This is a genomic window from Shewanella sp. SP2S2-6, assembly GCF_031931965.1.
GTDB lineage: Bacteria > Pseudomonadota > Gammaproteobacteria > Enterobacterales > Shewanellaceae > Shewanella > Shewanella baltica.
Genome location: NZ_JAUOEQ010000018.1, coordinates 42,754 through 60,883 on the forward strand (window position 1 = coordinate 42,754; position 18,130 = coordinate 60,883).

At 45.9% G+C, this 18,130-nt stretch carries 16 protein-coding genes; 10 read left to right on the forward strand and 6 right to left on the reverse strand.

What is annotated here, in order from left to right:
- Positions 1-72: 72 nt before the first annotated feature.
- The 5 genes from Q4Q57_RS13400 to efp all read left to right on the forward strand — a co-directional run bounded on the left by Q4Q57_RS13400 (position 73) and on the right by efp (position 3,030).
- On the forward strand, positions 73-294 hold the full coding sequence (locus Q4Q57_RS13400) for a DUF2788 domain-containing protein (protein ID WP_006081578.1): 222 nt from the start codon (positions 73-75) through the stop codon (positions 292-294).
- A gap of 10 nt (positions 295-304) precedes the next feature.
- A complete protein-coding gene (ybfE, locus tag Q4Q57_RS13405) occupies positions 305-577 on the forward strand; it encodes a LexA regulated protein (RefSeq protein ID WP_006081577.1) in 273 nt (90 codons plus the stop codon).
- 54 nt (positions 578-631) lie between these two features.
- The gene (fldA, locus tag Q4Q57_RS13410) at positions 632-1,159 is read left to right on the forward strand and encodes a flavodoxin FldA (RefSeq protein WP_006081576.1); all 528 of its coding nucleotides are present in this window, start codon (positions 632-634) and stop codon (positions 1,157-1,159) included.
- An 86-nt stretch (positions 1,160-1,245) separates the two neighbouring features.
- Positions 1,246-2,424: an elongation factor P maturation arginine rhamnosyltransferase EarP gene (gene earP, locus Q4Q57_RS13415; RefSeq protein ID WP_311891109.1), complete on the forward strand. Its 1,179-nt coding sequence runs from the start codon at positions 1,246-1,248 to the stop codon at positions 2,422-2,424.
- 45 nt (positions 2,425-2,469) lie between these two features.
- Complete coding sequence (efp, locus tag Q4Q57_RS13420) at positions 2,470-3,030, forward strand: elongation factor P (protein WP_006081573.1); 561 nt, start codon at positions 2,470-2,472, stop codon at positions 3,028-3,030.
- Between the two features lie 152 nt (positions 3,031-3,182).
- Here the strand turns inward: efp and Q4Q57_RS13425 are convergent, their stop codons facing one another.
- Both Q4Q57_RS13425 and Q4Q57_RS13430 read right to left on the reverse strand, forming a co-directional pair.
- The gene (locus Q4Q57_RS13425) at positions 3,183-4,517 is read right to left on the reverse strand and encodes a glutamine synthetase family protein (protein WP_311891110.1); all 1,335 of its coding nucleotides are present in this window, start codon (positions 4,515-4,517) and stop codon (positions 3,183-3,185) included.
- A 310-nt stretch (positions 4,518-4,827) separates the two neighbouring features.
- Complete coding sequence (locus Q4Q57_RS13430; protein WP_311891111.1) at positions 4,828-6,210, reverse strand: Na+/H+ antiporter NhaC family protein; 1,383 nt, start codon at positions 6,208-6,210, stop codon at positions 4,828-4,830.
- 775 nt (positions 6,211-6,985) lie between these two features.
- Between Q4Q57_RS13430 and Q4Q57_RS13435 the strand changes: the two genes are divergently transcribed.
- The 3 genes from Q4Q57_RS13435 (at position 6,986) to Q4Q57_RS13445 (ending at position 10,410) form a co-directional block, all read left to right on the forward strand.
- A complete protein-coding gene (locus Q4Q57_RS13435; RefSeq protein WP_006081570.1) occupies positions 6,986-8,200 on the forward strand; it encodes a pyridoxal phosphate-dependent aminotransferase in 1,215 nt (404 codons plus the stop codon).
- 247 nt (positions 8,201-8,447) lie between these two features.
- A complete protein-coding gene (yfbR, locus tag Q4Q57_RS13440; protein WP_220776450.1) occupies positions 8,448-9,035 on the forward strand; it encodes a 5'-deoxynucleotidase in 588 nt (195 codons plus the stop codon).
- 25 nt (positions 9,036-9,060) lie between these two features.
- Entirely contained in the window at positions 9,061-10,410 is a 1,350-nt protein-coding gene (locus tag Q4Q57_RS13445) for an anti-phage deoxyguanosine triphosphatase (protein ID WP_311891112.1), read from the forward strand.
- 185 nt (positions 10,411-10,595) lie between these two features.
- Here Q4Q57_RS13445 and Q4Q57_RS13450 read toward each other — a convergent pair whose 3' ends face one another.
- Genes Q4Q57_RS13450 through zwf form a run of 4 tightly spaced genes read right to left on the reverse strand, consistent with a single transcriptional unit; the run spans position 10,596 to position 15,274 of the window.
- A complete protein-coding gene (locus tag Q4Q57_RS13450; RefSeq protein WP_311891113.1) occupies positions 10,596-11,237 on the reverse strand; it encodes a bifunctional 4-hydroxy-2-oxoglutarate aldolase/2-dehydro-3-deoxy-phosphogluconate aldolase in 642 nt (213 codons plus the stop codon).
- A gap of 20 nt (positions 11,238-11,257) precedes the next feature.
- A complete protein-coding gene (gene edd / locus Q4Q57_RS13455) occupies positions 11,258-13,084 on the reverse strand; it encodes a phosphogluconate dehydratase (protein WP_311891114.1) in 1,827 nt (608 codons plus the stop codon).
- 9 nt (positions 13,085-13,093) lie between these two features.
- Positions 13,094-13,792 (reverse strand): 6-phosphogluconolactonase, encoded by a 699-nt coding sequence (gene pgl, locus Q4Q57_RS13460; protein WP_006081565.1) that lies wholly within the window; start codon positions 13,790-13,792, stop codon positions 13,094-13,096.
- A gap of 9 nt (positions 13,793-13,801) precedes the next feature.
- Positions 13,802-15,274, reverse strand: coding sequence for a glucose-6-phosphate dehydrogenase (zwf, locus tag Q4Q57_RS13465; protein WP_106650437.1), 1,473 nt, complete (start codon positions 15,272-15,274; stop codon positions 13,802-13,804).
- A gap of 312 nt (positions 15,275-15,586) precedes the next feature.
- Between zwf and Q4Q57_RS13470 the strand changes: the two genes are divergently transcribed.
- Together Q4Q57_RS13470 and pyk are read left to right on the forward strand one after the other, a co-directional pair.
- Positions 15,587-16,441 carry a MurR/RpiR family transcriptional regulator gene (locus Q4Q57_RS13470; RefSeq protein ID WP_006081563.1) on the forward strand — a complete coding sequence of 285 codons (855 nt, stop codon included), beginning with the start codon at positions 15,587-15,589 and terminating at the stop codon, positions 16,439-16,441.
- Positions 16,442-16,628: 187 nt separating this feature from the next.
- Positions 16,629-18,068, forward strand: a complete 1,440-nt coding sequence (pyk, locus tag Q4Q57_RS13475; RefSeq protein ID WP_311891115.1) for a pyruvate kinase — start codon at positions 16,629-16,631, stop codon at positions 18,066-18,068.
- Positions 18,069-18,130 lie beyond the last annotated feature (62 nt).

Sequence of the window (18,130 nt, forward strand, 5' to 3'; positions counted from 1 at the left end):
GGCAGCCGCCATCTTGATGTGATATATTCGCGCCTCTTTTGGCCTTAGAACACTCTCGAGGACTAAGAAAGTATGTTATCTCAGTACATGGAACAAATTGAAACCATCGGCCTGAACCTGTTTTTTGCCTCGATATTTTTCTTTATCGGCATGGCCATCCACGATGTGCTTAAACAAGGTAACGTGCCGAAATTTGGTCGATTTATTGTTTGGTTGGTGTTATTTCTCGGCTGCGCCGGGTTTATTGTAAAAGGTATTATCCAGATCACTTGGGAAGGCTCAGGGATCGGTTAACAATAAGAACATGGCAAAAGAAGCGACAGACAGAACCACCATTGACCTTTTTGCCAATGAAAAGCGCCGGGGCCGCCCACGAAGTAATCCTTTGTCCCGTAGCCAGCAGCTTAAGGTCAACAAACGCAATCAAATCCAGCGCGATAAAGCCAACGGATTAAAGCGAATAGAGTTAAAGGTGTCACAAGATTTGTATGACGCCTTGAATGAGCAGGCATTGGCCAGTAACATCAGCCGTAGCCAGTTAATCGAATTAATTCTTCAGCAACAAGTTGAGTGCTGAACGAGTACCAGCAAGATTAACCTAATAAGTGAACTAGACATTAAAGGATAGACAATGGCAACTGTAGGTCTTTTTTTCGGTAGCGACACAGGTAACACCGAAGCCGTAGCCAAGATGATCCAGAAAAAACTGGGTAAAAAAATGGTTGAGGTGAAAGATATCGCCAAAAGTACCAAAGAACAGATTGCAGAGTATGACTTGCTGCTGTTCGGCATCCCAACCTGGTATTACGGCGAAGCTCAATGTGACTGGGATGATTTCTTCCCTGAACTAGAGCAAATTGATTTTACTGACAAACTTGTCGCTATTTTTGGTTGTGGTGATCAAGAAGACTACGCTGAATATTTCCTTGATGCCATGGGCATGGTTGGCGATATCGTTCAGGCGCGTGGTGGTATCATCATTGGCCACTGGCCAACTGCAAGCTACAACTTCGAAGCCTCTAAAGGTCAAGTTGATGACGACCACTTTATTGGTTTAGGTATCGATGAAGATCGTCAGCCAGAGCTGACCGAAGAGCGTGTCGATGCTTGGGTTAAGCAAATTTACGAAGAAATGTGCTTAGCAGAATTAGAAGACTAATTGGGCTAACCATTCGATTAAAGCGGCCTTAACGCCGCTTTTTTTATGCTTATATTTCTGAATAAGAATAACGACTTACCACACTCATGACCAACACACCCCGCTCCACCCATTGGGATATCTTTTGTACCGTCGTCGATAACTATGGCGATATTGGCGTCACTTGGCGTTTAGCCAAACAAATGGCTAATGAGTACCAGATTCCCGTTAATTTGTGGGTCGACGACCTCGCAAGCTTCTCGCATATCTTACCGACACTCGATCCACTAATAGCCGTTCAAAGCTTCAATGGTGTGAATATTCTTCATTGGACTAAGCCTTTACCTATAGAGTTTGTCGCAGGGGAAGTACTCATCGAAGCCTTTGCCTGTGAATTACCCGAACAGGTAAAAGCGCAGTTGGTTTATTTACATCAGAACGACCCCGAATCTGTGCCTATCTGGTTGAATTTAGAATATTTAAGCGCTGAGGATTGGGTCGAAGGCTGCCATGGTTTGCCTTCATTACAAGCCAATGGTCTAAAAAAGTATTTTTACTTCCCGGGCTTTGGCGCAAAAACCGGTGGGCTCATCTGCGAGCAAGATTTGTTTGCCGAGCGCGATGCTTGGCAAGCTAACTCAGCTGACAAATTACAGCTTTTTAGTCAGCTAGGTCTTAAGGGGATTGAGGCTCAAGATACTGTAATTAGCATCTTTAGCTATGAGACCGAGGCACTGCCGGCGTTATGCGAGTTATGGCAGCAATCGACCGAGAAAATCCATGCGCTTATTCCCAAGGGTCGCAGCTTAAACAGTCTGACGCAGTTACTGCCCTGTGATATTGCCACTCTTGTGCCAGGTCAGCAGATAAATCATGGCAATTTAACCCTGCATATTTTACCCATGACAGACCAACAGGTGTTTGATCGTCTGCTCTGGAGCTGCGATTTTAATATCGTCCGCGGTGAAGATTCCTTTTTACGCGCCCAATGGGCCGCAAAACCCTTCATTTGGCACATTTATCCCCAAGAAGATGATTATCACCTCGTAAAATTAGAAGCTTTTCTCAAACTTTACTGCGATAATCTGCCACCTAAAATTGCTTGTTATTGGTCTGAATTGAATCTTGCGTTCAACCAAGCACAGCAATCTGCCGTGAGCCTTCACTGGCAAAACCTTAATCCTGTTAATTTGCCCTTGTTGCACCATGCTAAACAATGGCCAATTAATGCATTAAATGCTGCAGATCTCGCTACTCGACTAGTTCAGTTCGTTAAAAACAGCTAAGATACTGCGCGAAAACAGAAAAATCTAAATATAGGAAATAGTGTAATGAAAACTGCTCATGAAATCCGTCCTGGTAACGTGATCATGTTAGATGGCAGCCCATGGGTTGTGCAGAAAACTGAAACAACTCGTTCTGGCCGTAACGCTGCTATCGTTAAGTTAAAGTTGAAAAACTTACTGCTTAACTCTGGTACTGAAACGACTTTCAAAGGTGAAGATAAGTTAGAAGACATCATCCTAGATCGTCTTGATTGTACTTATTCTTACTTTGCTGATCCTATGTTTGTATTCATGGATGCAGAATATAACCAATATGACGTAGAAGCTGAAAACTTAGGTGATGCAGCGGCTTATATCGTTGACGGTATGGAAGAAACTTGCCAAGTGACTTTCTACGATGGCAAAGCTATCTCTGTTGAAATGCCAACCACTATCGTACGTGAAGTGATCTACACTGAGCCTTCAGCTCGTGGCGATACTTCAGGTAAAGTGATGAAGCCAGCAACTATCACTGGCGGCGGCACTGTTACTGTTGCTGACTTCGTGAAAGTTGGCGACAAGATTGAAATCGATACTCGTACTGGCGAATTCAAGAAGCGCGTTTAATCGCCCTTCTCGTTTCCAGTCGAAGAAAAGCCAGTGCTTGCACTGGCTTTTTTGTTGCTGTTTTTTAGTCGCGTGATTTGTGGGATGTATTTATGTCGAGTCACTCAAGGAAATAAGACGTTATCCAGCAACATCCCTTCAGCAAATAAGCACTAGCATTGCGGCCCTAAGAAACGTCGCTCCCAAGCACCTATCTCACTCAAATAACTTTGAAACTCAATCTCCTTCACCGACACAAAACCCGTGACAAAATCATCCCCGAGTAAGCGCCTTGCCGAATCACTTTGGCGCATTTGCGTTAATGCAGCGAGAAATGTCTGCGCTAAGTCATGGCTGCTCTCATAAGCACTACCGGTTTCTGGCGCGCTGGGTGCGAGTCTTTCTTCCATTCCCGCAAGACCCGCAGCCAAAGATGCGGCAATCATCAGATACGGATTAGCATCGGCGCCCGCAATGCGATTCTCTACCCGTCTCGCCACCGGCGCACTCAATGGCACTCGTAAACCTGTTGTGCGATTATCGACGCCCCAGCTTAAATTAATCGGCGCTTGGCTACCGGAAATGTAACGTCGGAATGAATTGATATTAGGTGCGAATAACAACATTAAATCAGGTAGATATTTCTGTAATCCGCCGATGTAATGGTGAAAACGTTCGCTGTCACTACCATCAGCATGGCTGAAAATATTGTTGCCTTTATCATCGACGACACTTTGATGTAAATGCATAGAACTGCCGGGTTGGCCCGCTATGGGTTTCGCCATAAAAATTGCATTCAAGCCATGTTTAATGGCAATTTCTTTCGCCGCATATTTAAACATAAAGGCTTGATCTGCAAGAGCCAACGGATCGCCATGCACTAAGTTAATTTCATATTGCGATAGCCCCATCTCATGGATCCAAGCATCACCTTTGATCCCAATCGCATCGATGGCGGCATTAAACTCATCCCAAAATGGCGCGAGTTCATTGAGCATATTCATGCTAAACGCAGATTGACCGTTTTCAGCTCGGCCACTTTTTGAAATGGGCGCCTGATACGGCACACTCGGATCGGTATTGGCTTCAGTCAGATAAAACTCAATCTCAGGGGCCACCACGGGCGTTAACCCAAGGGCTTGGTAACGGGCCAACACATTTTTTAAAATAGAACGCGGCGCAAATGGGCATAAATTGCCATCGAGCAACACACAGTCATGGATGGCAAATGCGCGCGGCACTGTGCTCCAAGGGATCATTTTTAGGGTACTGTAATCGGGGACTAATAGGAGATCAGGGTCGGCATCAGGGAAAATAGGATCGTAGGAATATTCCCCAGTAATCGCCTGCATCGAAATCGCTTGGGCAATACGTAACTCAGCCCCCTGAGCAAAGCTTCGGGCTGGCATGAGCTTCCCCCTTGGATAGCCTGAGATATCGGGGAATAAACATTCGACATCACGTATAGTGCCGTGCTGGAAAAACGCAGTAAGAAGGGTTGAGTCCATTTGATTCGTTTGCCACTAATGTTGAAAATAACACCATGAAGGATGCAAAGTATAATCAGGCTTTGATTTGAAAAGCTACATGGCAACGATGAAATATGTAAAATATAAATGACAATTCCGTAAAATATAATTTGACATCGTCTAAAGTTCTCCCTTCAAGAGTGGAATCGCCTTCAACCTAGTTCAAGCCTAATCACTTTGCCTCATTTTTGATTCACTTTAGCCGCCTAACCCAATGACGGCAGACATAAAAAAACCAGCCGCAGCTGGTTTCTTATATTAATGGTGACTGGTTCGACAGTGGCTTAGGCTATGCAATCACAATAAAGCCGATAAATGCGATTACTGCTGCAATAAGCGCGTAAGGTAACTGAGTCACTGCATGGCTCACTAAGTTACAACCTGAGCCTTGTGCGGCCAATACGGTTGAATCTGAGTAGAAGCACGCTTGGCTACCAAATGATGATGCCGACAACAAGGCACCAATCACTAATGGGATATCCGCGCCCACCGATTGCGCTAATGGCATCACGATAGGAATGGTCACCGCAAAAATGCCCCAGCTCGAACCCGTCGCAAACGCGAGGATCGCCATGGATAAAAACACCACAGCAGGCAGCAATTTAGGCGTCATAAACGGGCTTAAGGATTCAATCACGTACTGCGGCAGTAATAACTCATCGCATACGTCCTTAAACACAAATGCCGCAATCACAGTGCTAATCGCCGGTAACATGCTCTTAAAGCCATCAATCATCTGGTCCATCATCTCGGATAACGGCATCAAACGCTGCACAGCATAATAAGGGATAGTGATGACTAAAGTCGCCAGCAAGCCTTTCCACACGTCGATATCAAAGTACACGGTAAAAGCCACTAACAAACCAATCGGCACTAAAAAGTTATGCAGTTTGCCATGATTATCGGCGTGCTTAAATTCCTCTTCAATAGCTTTAACCGCATATTCGTCCGAGGTTTGCACTTGGTCAAAATCCACTTGAGCTTCTGCTGGCTCGCCTTGGGCGGCGCGCAGCTGCGCAGTTTTCATCGGGCCAATGGCAGGCACTATGCCGAGTACTACAAGTAGCACCATAGCCACGGCTAACCAAGCGTAAAGCATGTAAGGAATCGCTTGCATGTAGACAGCAATGCCCTGACCTTCGGCCGCAACACCGTTATCGACCAATAACCCACCAAAGAATACTGCCCAAGTCGATAATGGCACTAACACACATACAGGCGCGGCAGTGGAATCCACGACATAGGCGAGCATCTCACGGGACACTTTAAATTTATCCGTTACACGCTTCATGGTTTCACCCACGGTCAGCGCATTGAGATAATCATCAATAAAAATCACGATCCCAAGAATAAACGTCATCAATAGGGAAGATTTGGGTCCCTTAGCAAATCTCAGTGCATTACGACCAAACGCTAATGCGCCGCCGGTGCGGACCAAAAGCGCAATCAGCGCACCAAAACCACCACACACCAGAATCAACCAACCTATGGTTTCATCGGCCATGACCTTCAATGACACACTGGCAAAATTGTTTAAGACTTGACTGGGATCGAGTAACAGGAAACCGGTTACCGCACCTATGATCAGAGATAAAATGGGACGGCGTAACCAAATAGCTAACACCAATACCACCAAAGGTGGGATGAGACTTAACGCTGTCGGTTCAGACATGCACTTAGGTCCTCTAAATAAATCGCCTAAAAGGCAAATGGTTTTAGAATAACGTCTGAAATCAATATGATTCAGAACGTCAACACAGCTGCTTCATGATGACTAACCCTGAAGATAAAACCCGCTAATTGCTTGCTATCTGAGGTGCCTTGCCAAAAACATCGCGCAGAAAATAAAGCGCATCGAATATTGAGTCAACTATAAATTTAACTTGATAGAAAATAATTTTAACGGTCGCAGACAAAACCAACATAACACTTTAAATTTAAAGCATTTTAACTCAATCGCAACGAAACCGTTAATGATCCTATTAGCTTAATAAGCATTCAATAAATATGCCTATTTATCACAAGGTCATATACAGTTTGCATAAGTTGATCTTATCGAGGAACTGTAATTAAAAATCAATCATTAAGCTTTTGCTAAAATACAATTTTCCCCGACTAAGATTTATAGGACGAACAAAGGAAACGAAATAACCGTCAACCACTGAAAATGCATTTCTGTTAAGCGTGATTATTTTCTTCTTACATCTAAAAAACACGTAAAGCAGGTTTTATTTACCACCATCGACAGTCTAACGCTCTTTAAATAATATAAAAATCAGAATATAAAACTTGTTCTTATTTCATTAATTGACTGTTAAAGCATATTTAACTAAGTAGTTTTTATAAAAAAAGTCCCATTCTGTGCAGTTCCCCCCTTTCATCTACAGTGAAATTTCGTTATGGTGCGCTAACTTAAGCCAAAACTTTATGCATGTTCCGAGGTGTAAATGCGCCCTATCATCAAATCCAACAAGCTGGATAGCGTTTGCTATGACATCCGCGGCCCAGTGCACAAGGAAGCCAGACGTTTAGAAGACGAGGGTCATCGGATCCTCAAACTTAACATTGGTAATCCGGCACCCTTCGGTTTCGAAGCGCCTGAAGAAATTGTGCGCGATGTGATCCTTAATTTACCCAGTGCCCAAGGCTACTGTGAGTCAAAAGGATTATTCTCTGCCCGCAAGGCCATAGTGCAGCATTATCAAGCCCAAGGGATTTTTGGTGTCGATATCGAAGATATCTATATAGGCAACGGCGTCTCAGAACTCATTATGATGGCGATGCAAGGTCTGCTTAACACCGATGATGAAATTTTAATCCCCTCACCTGACTATCCACTGTGGACGGCGGCGGCCAATCTCGCTGGCGGTAAAGCGGTGCATTATCGTTGCGATGAAGAAGCGGACTGGTTCCCCGATCTCAACGACATTAAAAGCAAGATTTCATCGCGTACCCGCGGTATTGTGCTGATCAACCCGAACAATCCTACGGGCGCGGTTTACAGCAAAGAATTACTGCTGCAAGTGGTTGAGCTTTGCCGTGAACACAGTTTGATTTTATTTGCCGATGAAATTTACGACAAAATTTTGTATGACGAAGCCAAGCATGTTCCTGCTGCTGGCCTGTCGGACGATATTTTAACTGTTACCTTCAATGGTCTATCAAAGGCTTATCGCGCAGCGGGATTTCGCGTCGGTTGGATGATGTTGTCTGGCAATCTTAAAGCAGCGAAGAGCTATATCGAAGGTTTAGAGATGCTGTCCTCGATGCGCCTGTGTGCAAACGTGCCCAATCAACATGCGATTCAAACCGCGCTCGGCGGCTATCAAAGTATTAACGAGCTGATATTACCTAAAGGTCGCCTGACAGTTCAACGGGATGCCTGTTACGAATTGCTTAATCAAATCCCGGGCGTGAGCGTGAAAAAGCCTAAGGGCGCACTCTATGCTTTCCCTAAACTGGATATGAAGAAATTCAATCTGCGGGATGATGAGCGCTTAGTGCTGGATTTACTCAGAGAAAAGAAAATTCTGTTAGTGCACGGCACCGCCTTTAATTGGCCTGAGCCCGACCATTTGCGAGTGGTTTTCTTACCCTATAAAGAAGATCTGAAAAAAGCATTTACCGAGTTTGGCGCCTTCCTCGAAAACTATCGGCAGTAGGTTTAGCCTCAGTTAACGGTTTGAGTCATAAAGCGATCCGAGTGGTCGCTTTATTTTTAGCGATTTGTACAAAACCTCCCGCTCATGCTCACGTGTCATCCAAGGCTGTGATAATCTAACACTTCATTAGCGTCAATACTGCTTATTCAACTCGTGTCACGTCTTCCATTGCAGCTTGTCGCCTTTCTATTCACTCATTAGCAGGTAAACCATAAGTTATATACTTGGTCACTTTTACAGGAAAACTATGAGTCACTTATTTGCCCATTTAGCTCGAATGAAACTTATCCAGCGCTGGCCTTTGATGTACAACGTTCGCACTGAAAATGTTCAAGAACACTCGCTGCAAGTTGCCATGGTGGCCCATGCACTGGTGATCATCAGCAATAAAAAGTTCGGCACGACGCTCTGTCCCCATCAAGCTACAAGTCTGGCGATTTTTCACGATGCCAGTGAAATCCTCACGGGTGACTTACCGACGCCGGTGAAATACTTCAACAAAGAAATCGAAGCCGAGTATAAAAAGATTGAGGCGATTGCTGAGCAGCGCATGCTGGATATGGTGCCAGAGGAATTTAAAGCAGATTATCGCAGTCTGTTCATCAGTGATTACGCCGATCCCGTTTACAAGACAATAGTGAAATCGGCTGATACTCTGTGCGCCTATCTTAAATGTCTTGAAGAAAACCGTGCGGGCAACAGTGAGTTCAATACCGCCCGTAAGCGCCTCGAAGACATGTTGGCGACAAATCCTGACCCCGCCGTACAGTATTTTATGAACTGCTTTGTGCCCAGTTTCACCTTGAATTTAGACGAAATTAACAAGATGCTTTGATTTTCCACTCTCGCTAGGAATGCATATGACTTCAAGTGTTTGGCAAGAACGCCGTCATGGTGAAGATAAACAACGGCGTAACGATCACCGCAGCCCTTACCAAAGAGACAGGGCGCGTATTCTCCACTCGGCCGCCTTTCGCCGCCTGCAGGCCAAAACGCAAGTGCTCGGCGTTGGCATGAATGACTTCTATCGTACTCGATTAACCCACTCACTCGAAGTCTCGCAAATTGGCACCGGCATAGCCGCGCAGCTTAGACGCAAATATCCACAGCATAAGCAGCTGCTTTGCTCTATGAGCCTATTAGAGTCCCTGTGTTTGGCCCACGATATTGGTCATCCTCCCTTCGGCCACGGCGGCGAAGTCGCATTGAATTACATGATGCGCGACCACGGCGGCTTTGAAGGCAATGGCCAAACTTTTCGAATTCTCTCTAAGCTTGAGCCCTATACATTAGATTTCGGGATGAACTTGTGTCGGCGTACCATGCTGGGGATTTTGAAATACCCCGCGCCGCACTCGCAGCTGTTTGTCGCGGGTGAGCATAACGATATCAGCAACCATAGGCAGCTCAAGCCGTCACAATGGCCGCCGGTTAAGGGCATTTTCGACGATGATAACGACATCTTCGCTTGGGTACTTGAGCCTTTATCTGAGGCAGACCGCAGTCGTTTTACCTCGACGCAGCAAGGTTCACACCCCGCCCTGCACCACTATCCGCATCTGCGCACTCAGTTTAAATCCTTCGATTGCTCGATTATGGAACTGGCAGATGATATCGCCTATGCAGTGCACGATCTCGAAGATGCGATTGTAATGGGCATAGTCACAGCATCCCAGTGGCATCAGGATGTGGCGCCAACACTCACAAACAGCGGCGATGCATGGATACGACAAGAGCTTGCTGATATTGGCAATAAGCTGTTCTCCCATGAGCATCACCTGCGTAAAGATGCTATAGGCACACTCGTTAATGGCTTTGTCACCGCGATTGTTATCTCAGAAGATGACGTGTTTGAAGAACCATTATTGCGCTTTAATGCCACCTTAGAGCCCGAATTTGCCATTGCGCTCAATGTGCTCAAGCAACTGGTTTATAAATATGTGATCCGTAAACCTGAGATCCAAATGCTCGAATATAAAGGCCAGCAGATTGTGATGGGCTTATTCGAAGCCTTCGCTTCCGATCCTGAGCGTTTACTGCCACTGAACACCCAAGAGCGCTGGCGTGAAAGTGAGCAACAAGGCTTAAACAGTCACAGAGTTTTAGCGGACTATATTTCAGGGATGACAGATGAGTTCGCGGGGCGACTGTATCAACAGTTATTTAGCCCCAAAGCCGGCTCAAATGTTGAACTGAGTAAGGAAATGTAGCCAAGCAGACATTGCGCTGCCCGACTTGCTATAAAGCCAGACCGTTTGTAAATGTGCGAATTTCTATAAAAGCTAAACTTTCTATAGCGCCCGCTGTCACAGACATTCTTTATCAAAGACGAAAGATGAAAGACAAAAAACCACCTTGCGGTGGTTTTTTATTTTGTCACTATTTCAAGCTCAATTTATAAAGCGTCAATGGCATCTTTACAAAGTTGAGTGATACGATCCCAATCGCCGTGTTCCATTGCATCCGTTGGCGCAATCCAGCTACCACCAATACAATCGACGTTTTTCAGCGCTAAATAATCTTTATAGCTGCTTGGCGTAATGCCACCTGTTGGGCAGAAGCGAATATCCGCAAGCGGTCCTGAGAAGGCTTTCAGCGCATCCACGCCACCCGAAGCTTCGGCTGGGAAAAATTTAAAGTGGGTGTAACCAAGCGCCATACCCGTCATCACTTCTGAAATACTCGCAACACCAGGGATCAATGGTACAGGACCATGCATACCCGCTTTGAGTAGTTCAACTGTAGCGCCTGGGGTAATAATAAACTGCGCACCAGCGGCAATCGCAAGATCAAGCTGAGCTTCGTTTAAGATAGTACCCGCGCCCACTAAGGCCTCTGGCACTTCTTTGGCGATTTTCGTGATAGCTTCAAGTGCGCAAGGCGTACGCAAAGTCACTTCTAACACGCTAATGCCGCCGGCAACCAGTGCTCGCGCTAATGGCACCGCATGTTCAATCTTGTTAATCACCATCACAGGAACAATAGGGCTGCGTTTAAAAATATCTTGTGGCTGTAGTGACCAGTTATTCTCAAGCATTGCGTTATTCTTCCTTTGTATTAATAAAGTTCATCGATGGCATTAGTACAACGCGCACCAGTTTCTGGACTACTTAGATTTGAACGTAGCGCACTAAATAACTCGCGGCCCATGCCATAACGTGAGCGATGTAAATCCACTATTCCCGCTGCTCTGGTGGCAAGTTCAGCTTCAGATACAAGCAGGTTCAGTTCGCCTGTTAACGCATCGACACGGATCAAGTCGCCATCTTGGACTTTGGCAATTAAACCGCCATCTAAGGCTTCTGGCGTCAAGTGAATGGCCGCAGGGACTTTACCCGACGCGCCAGACATACGACCGTCGGTCAGCAGCGCGACTTTAAAGCCTTTGTCTTGAAGCGTTCCCAATAGTGGGGTTAACTTGTGCAGTTCTGGCATACCGTTGGCTTTCGGGCCTTGACCTTTAACCACCACAACACAATCTCTATCCAGAGCACCGGCTTGGAACAAGGCATCGAGTTTGTTTTGATCGTCAATCACCACTGCGGGCGCTTCAACGACACGATGTTGTTCTTGTACTGCTGACACTTTGATCACAGCGCGGCCTAAGTTACCTTTGAGTAATTTTAAGCCACCGTTGCCTTGGAAAGGTGATGCGACTGACGTTAACACTTCAGTATCTAAGCTAGTCGTTGGACCATCGACCCAGCGCAGTTCACCGTCGAGCAGCCTTGGCTCTTGGGTATAACGGCGTAAACCAAAACCCGCAACGGTATTCACATCTTCATGCAATAGACCCGCATCGAGCAATTCTTTGATTAAGTACGCCATGCCACCGGCAGCGTGGAAATGGTTGATATCGGCGTGACCGTTTGGATACACGCGCGCCACTAATGGCACTGCATCGGATAACTCAGAAAAATCATCCCAGTTCACGATAATACCGGCAGCTCTAGCAGCGGCGACGATGTGCATAGTCAAGTTAGTAGAACCGCCAGTAGCCAAAAGTGCCACAATGCCGTTAACCACAGACTTTTCGCTGACCACTTCACCGATTGGGGTATATTGGGTACCCATTTCGGTTAAACGACACACTTGCTTAGCCGCCATCTTGTTTAAGGCTTCACGCAGTGGATCATCAGGATTTACAAATGACGAGCCAGGTAACTGCAGACCCATCACTTCAAGCATCAGCTGATTCGAGTTTGCAGTGCCGTAGAAAGTACAGGTTCCTGCACTGTGGTAAGACTGGGCTTCTGCTTCAAGCAGCTGCGCGCGATCCACTTTACCTTGGGCAAATTGCTGACGAATACGGGCTTTTTCTTTGTTCGGGATACCTGATTTCATCGGCCCAGCAGGCACGAATAACATAGGTAAGTGACCAAAGCTTAAGGCGCCGATAAGCAAACCAGGAACGATTTTATCGCAAATGCCGAGCAGTAAAGCGCCATCAAACATGTTGTGAGACAAGCCCACAGCCGTTGCCATAGCAATCACTTCACGACTCAGTAAGCTCAATTCCATACCGGGTTGACCTTGAGTCACACCGTCACACATGGCCGGAACACCGCCCGCCACTTGTGCAACACTGCCGACTTCCTGACAGGCTTTTTTCAGCAATTCAGGATAGCTTTCATAGGGTTGGTGCGCAGATAACATGTCGTTAAATGCCGTCACTATGCCGATGTTAGCCTTATTCAATTGACGCAATGCATTTTTGTCGTCTGGATTACAGGCGGCAAAACCATGGGCTAAGTTGCCACAGCTCAATGAGCTACGGTGTACACCATGGTTACGGGCATCATTCAATGCGGCGAGATAACCTTCACGTGACGCTTTGCTACGGGCAATAATTCTGTCGGTAACAGCTTGAACTACTGAGTGCATCTTGACTCCTTAAGCGCTCCAGAACACATCAACGGGCGTTTTACGCTGCGCTAATACGGCTCTGATAGGCATAGCATGGACATCATCACTTTCTAACGCTTGACGATATACGGATAATTTCTGTTCCCCGACCAAGTGCAGATAAATTTGTCTGCTGTTCAGAATCGCACTCTTAGAGAGCGTTATTCTGCCGTGGGGCGCTGTGGTGGGGTTAGTCGCCACGCACAGGGCTTGGGTTGTGAGCGCATTTTCAAGCTCAGCGCTACAGGGAAACCAAGAACAAGTATGACCATCGTTACCCATGCCTAATACCACCACATCAAAAGGACGAGGGAAATTAGACAAAGACTCGGCGGCCATATCGGCGCCCGCTTCTGCGGTCGAAAACATGTTTTTTAAACCGCGGAATTTGGCATTCGACGCACGGTTCTGTAATAAATGTTCACGCACTAGACGTTCATTAGAAGCATCGGCGTCGGCTTCAACCCAGCGCTCATCGGCAAGCGTGATATAAACATCACTCCAATCGATGGACTTCATGCTCAATAGTTGAAATAACTTAAGCGGCGTCGAACCACCGGAAACCACTAAGCTCGCTTTTCCGCGGGCATCGACGGCTTCCTGTAACTGGCTTGCAATCTTGCTAGCCAGTTGCTGTTCTAACGCACTTGGCGTATCGAAAGATTTGAATACGGTTTCTTTAATCATCAAAGTCTCCTACTCGTCCCACGAACGGCCATCTTTGGTGATCAAAGCAACTGACGCAACTGGACCCCAAGTACCCGCAGGATAAGGTTTTGGTTTTTCGTTGCTTTGTTCCCACGATTGGATAATGCCATCCACCCAAGTCCATGCCTGCTCGACTTCGTCGCGGCGCACGAACAGCGCTTGATTACCGAGCATTGCTTCGAGTAATAGACGCTCGTAGGCATCGGCGATACGTTCATTTTTGAAGGTATCGGAGAAGCTCAAATCGAGTTTAGTGGTTTGTAGACGTTGTTTTTGCTCCAAACCTGGCACTTTGTTCATCATCTGGATTTCAACCCCTTCATGGGGCTGCAGACGGATCGTTAACTTGTTTGGTGGCAGATTACGGTAGCTTGAGCGATATAAGTTATGCGGTGGGTTTTTGAAATACACCACAATTTCAGAGCTCTTAAACGGCATACGTTTACCGCTACGTAAATAGAAAGGCACGCCCGCCCAACGCCAGTTGTCGATATCCACACGAATCGCCACGAAGGTTTCTGTGTGTGATTGAAGGTTGGCGCCTTCCTCTTCTAAATAACCCGGTACTGGGCTGCCCTTTAAGAAGCCTGCGCTGTACTGACCGCGTACGGTATTTTCATACACATTGTCAGAATTAATCGGACGCAGTGATTTAAGCACTTTGACTTTTTCATCACGGATGCTGTCAGCGTCTAAGTTGACTGGTGGATCCATAGCAACGAGCGTTAACACTTGCAGCAAATGGTTTTGGATCATGTCGCGCATCTGACCCGCTTTGTCGAAGTAACCCCAACGGCCTTCGATACCCACTTCTTCTGCAACAGTGATCTGGACGTGGTCAATCGTACGGTTGTCCCACTTAGAGGCAAATAAAGAGTTAGCAAAACGCAGTGCAATCAAGTTCTGTACGGTTTCTTTACCTAAGTAATGGTCGATACGGTAAACCTGACGTTCTTTGAAGTAAGCGGAAACTTGATCATTGATAACGCGAGAAGAGTCTAAATCTGAACCGATTGGCTTTTCGAGCACCACACGTGAATCGGGGTGGATAAGATCTTGTTCATGCAAACAACGGCAAATGTCGCCGAATATCGCAGGTGGCGTAGCAAAGTAACTTACCATGACACGCTCTTCTGGTTTGAGCAGTTCATGGAAGGCACTGTAGCCCGCTGAATCGGTAAAGTTAGTGCCTATATAGTGGCAGCGGGACAAGAAACGTTGGAGAGTCTCTTCGCACAAAGGCTCTTTAACGAAGGTGTTTAAGGCAAGCGTGACTAATTCGATAAACTCTTCTTGAGTAAACTCATCTTTCGCGACACCGATCACTTTCGTATCTTTATCGAGAAGTTCAGCTTTATCTAGCTGGTATAAAGAAGGTAACAACTTGCGTCGTGCCAAATCGCCTTTAGTACCAAAGAGTACGAAGTCACAAGCTTTGGCGCCTGATGTTGTTTTGCCCATTGCGTTACGATCTCCTTTGTATGTCGTGTCCCTTCATGTCGATGAAGAAATCCACACTTTTGTTGTAATATAACAACAGAATTTGTTAAATGCATCTATTTTTATAAATATTAACATTCTTGCTAACTAGGCACTTGCAGCATAAATCTGATATGCTTTTTGTGCTTAAATTACTGAAGCTAGTAAAGTCTTATTTCAAAATTGTACTGAAAAGTTACTACAAAGAGTCTCTTTGTGGGCCGCCGGCCTTGATCTGTCACCCACAAAACTAAAAAAATAAAATTACATTCTCAATTTAGCGGACATACGCGTATGAATACCCTAGAAAAGGTTCAAAAAAGCCTCACCCATTTTAGTAAATCAGAACGCAAAGTTGCAGAGGTGATCTTAGCATCACCACAGACAGCTATACATTCTAGCATCGCCACACTGGCTAAGATGGCAGATGTCAGTGAACCTACTGTGAATCGTTTCTGTCGCCGCTTAGATACTAAAGGCTTCCCTGATTTTAAGTTACATCTAGCGCAAAGTCTCGCTAACGGTACTCCTTATGTGAGTCGCCACGTTGAAGAAGATGATTCGACTGAGTCGTATACGACAAAAATCTTCGAATCTTCAATGGCTTCACTTGATACCGCTCGTCAAAGTTTAGATATTTCAGCCATAAACAAAGCGGTTGATATACTCACTCAAGCTAAGACTATTTCCTTTTTCGGCCTAGGCGCATCCGCTTCTGTTGCCCATGACGCCCAAAATAAATTCTTCCGTTTTAATGTGCCTGTCATCTGTTTTGACGATGTTCTAATGCAACGCATGAGCTGTATAAACAGCAATGAAGGTGATGTTGTTGTATTAATTTCCCACACAGGCCGCACTAAGTCATTGATTGAGATAGCACGTTTAGCGAGAGAAAACGGTGCTGCAGTGATTGGTATTACCGCCCGCAACTCGCCTTTGTCGATGGAATGTACGCTGCCCGTGACAATGGAAGTGCCAGAAGATACCGACATGTATTTACCTATGGCCTCGCGTTTAGCCCAATTAGTCACTATAGATGTATTGGCAACCGGCTTTACCTTACGTAGAGGTCCACGTTTCCGCGATAATTTGAAACGAGTGAAAGAAGTATTAAAAGAGTCTCGCATCAATAAAGATCCGATACTGTAACTCACTTCCTTTTCTAAAAATGGCTAGTGTTGATCCTTAACCTAGCCATTTATCGTGCAAATATCAGCGATACCTCACAATTTTCATACATAACTTTAGATCAATTTGATTGTAACTTTACTACATAATCTGGAATTGCATGGTAATATAGGCCCAAGATTTTTTTTAACTTTAACGGAGTATCCTTATGTTCCGCAGAACCAAAATCGTCACCACTCTAGGTCCCGCTACCGATCGTGATGATAATCTACGCCGCATCATCGCGGCAGGTGCAAACGTTGTACGTCTTAATTTCTCCCACGGTTCCCCAGAAGATCACTTAAAACGAGCCACTCAAGCGCGCGAAATCGCTAAAGAGTTGGGCGTTCATGTGGCTATTTTGGGTGACTTACAAGGCCCTAAAATCCGCGTTTCTACTTTCAAAGACAATAAGAAAGTGCAACTGGTATTAGGTCAAGCCTATATACTTGATGCCGAGTTAGCCAAAGGTGAAGGCGACGAGACCCAAGTGGGTATCGATTACAAGCAATTGCCAGACGATGTGACTGTTGGCGATATCCTGATGTTAGATGATGGCCGCGTTCAATTACGCGTTGAGCGTGTTGAAGGCCGTAAAGTGCATACCACAGTGACTGTGGCGGGCCCTTTATCTAACAACAAAGGTATTAACAAGCAAGGTGGCGGACTTTCTGCTGCGGCGCTGACCGAAAAAGACAAAGCTGACATTTTGACTGCGGCAATGATCCAAGTGGATTATTTAGCCGTGTCTTTCCCGCGCAGTGGTGCTGATTTAGATTACGCCCGTGATCTTGCCCGTCAAGCCGGTTGCAATGCCTTGATCGTGGCTAAAGTTGAACGTGCTGAAGCCGTTGCGACCGATGCGGCTATGGACGATGTGATCTTAGCGTCTGATGTGGTTATGGTTGCCCGTGGTGACTTAGGTGTTGAAATTGGTGATGCTGCACTCGTTGCGGTGCAGAAGAAGTTAATCGCCCGTTCACGCCAACTGAACAAAGTCGTCATCACGGCCACTCAGATGATGGAATCGATGATTTCAAGCCCAATGCCAACCCGCGCCGAAGTAATGGACGTGGCGAACGCTGTGCTTGATGGTACCGATGCTGTGATGTTATCTGCTGAAACCGCTGCCGGTGACTTCCCAGAAGAAACCGTTAAGGCAATGGCAAACGTCTGTGTTGGCGCAGAATCTCACCCAAGTGTGATTGTGTCTAAGCATAGATTAGATGTGCGTTTCACTTCTGTTGAAGAAACGATTGCACTATCGACTATGTATGCAGCTAACCATCTTGAAGGCGTTAAGGCGATTATTGCTTTGACTGAATCAGGTGCGACACCACAATTGATGTCACGCATCAGTTCTGCACTGCCGATCTTAGGTTTATCACGTCACGCAACAACCCTAGCCAAAATGGCCTTGTACCGCGGTGTGTTACCAATCTACTTCGATTCAACTATCCACCCAGCTGATGAGCTAGCACAAAAAGCGTTAGAAGCATTAACTGCTGCAGGTTATTTGAACAGCGGTGATATGGTGCTGATGACCAAAGGCGATGCAATGGAAACGATTGGCGGCACTAACACCTGTAAAGTGTTAATCGTTGCTTAAGTTGCTTTAGTTGCTTTAGCTGCTTCTAACGACTAAAGCCTGTTAGAAAAAAGCCAATAAAA

Coding starts and splice junctions, on each gene's coding strand:
- Q4Q57_RS13400 (WP_006081578.1), top strand. CDS start 73: ATGTTATCTCAGTACATGGAACAAATTGAAACCATCGGCCTGAACCTG.
- ybfE (WP_006081577.1), top strand. CDS start 305: ATGGCAAAAGAAGCGACAGACAGAACCACCATTGACCTTTTTGCCAAT.
- fldA (WP_006081576.1), top strand. CDS start 632: ATGGCAACTGTAGGTCTTTTTTTCGGTAGCGACACAGGTAACACCGAA.
- earP (WP_311891109.1), top strand. CDS start 1,246: ATGACCAACACACCCCGCTCCACCCATTGGGATATCTTTTGTACCGTC.
- efp (WP_006081573.1), top strand. CDS start 2,470: ATGAAAACTGCTCATGAAATCCGTCCTGGTAACGTGATCATGTTAGAT.
- Q4Q57_RS13425 (WP_311891110.1), bottom strand. CDS start 4,517: ATGGACTCAACCCTTCTTACTGCGTTTTTCCAGCACGGCACTATACGT.
- Q4Q57_RS13430 (WP_311891111.1), bottom strand. CDS start 6,210: ATGTCTGAACCGACAGCGTTAAGTCTCATCCCACCTTTGGTGGTATTG.
- Q4Q57_RS13435 (WP_006081570.1), top strand. CDS start 6,986: ATGCGCCCTATCATCAAATCCAACAAGCTGGATAGCGTTTGCTATGAC.
- yfbR (WP_220776450.1), top strand. CDS start 8,448: ATGAGTCACTTATTTGCCCATTTAGCTCGAATGAAACTTATCCAGCGC.
- Q4Q57_RS13445 (WP_311891112.1), top strand. CDS start 9,061: ATGACTTCAAGTGTTTGGCAAGAACGCCGTCATGGTGAAGATAAACAA.
- Q4Q57_RS13450 (WP_311891113.1), bottom strand. CDS start 11,237: ATGCTTGAGAATAACTGGTCACTACAGCCACAAGATATTTTTAAACGC.
- edd (WP_311891114.1), bottom strand. CDS start 13,084: ATGCACTCAGTAGTTCAAGCTGTTACCGACAGAATTATTGCCCGTAGC.
- pgl (WP_006081565.1), bottom strand. CDS start 13,792: ATGATTAAAGAAACCGTATTCAAATCTTTCGATACGCCAAGTGCGTTA.
- zwf (WP_106650437.1), bottom strand. CDS start 15,274: ATGGGCAAAACAACATCAGGCGCCAAAGCTTGTGACTTCGTACTCTTT.
- Q4Q57_RS13470 (WP_006081563.1), top strand. CDS start 15,587: ATGAATACCCTAGAAAAGGTTCAAAAAAGCCTCACCCATTTTAGTAAA.
- pyk (WP_311891115.1), top strand. CDS start 16,629: ATGTTCCGCAGAACCAAAATCGTCACCACTCTAGGTCCCGCTACCGAT.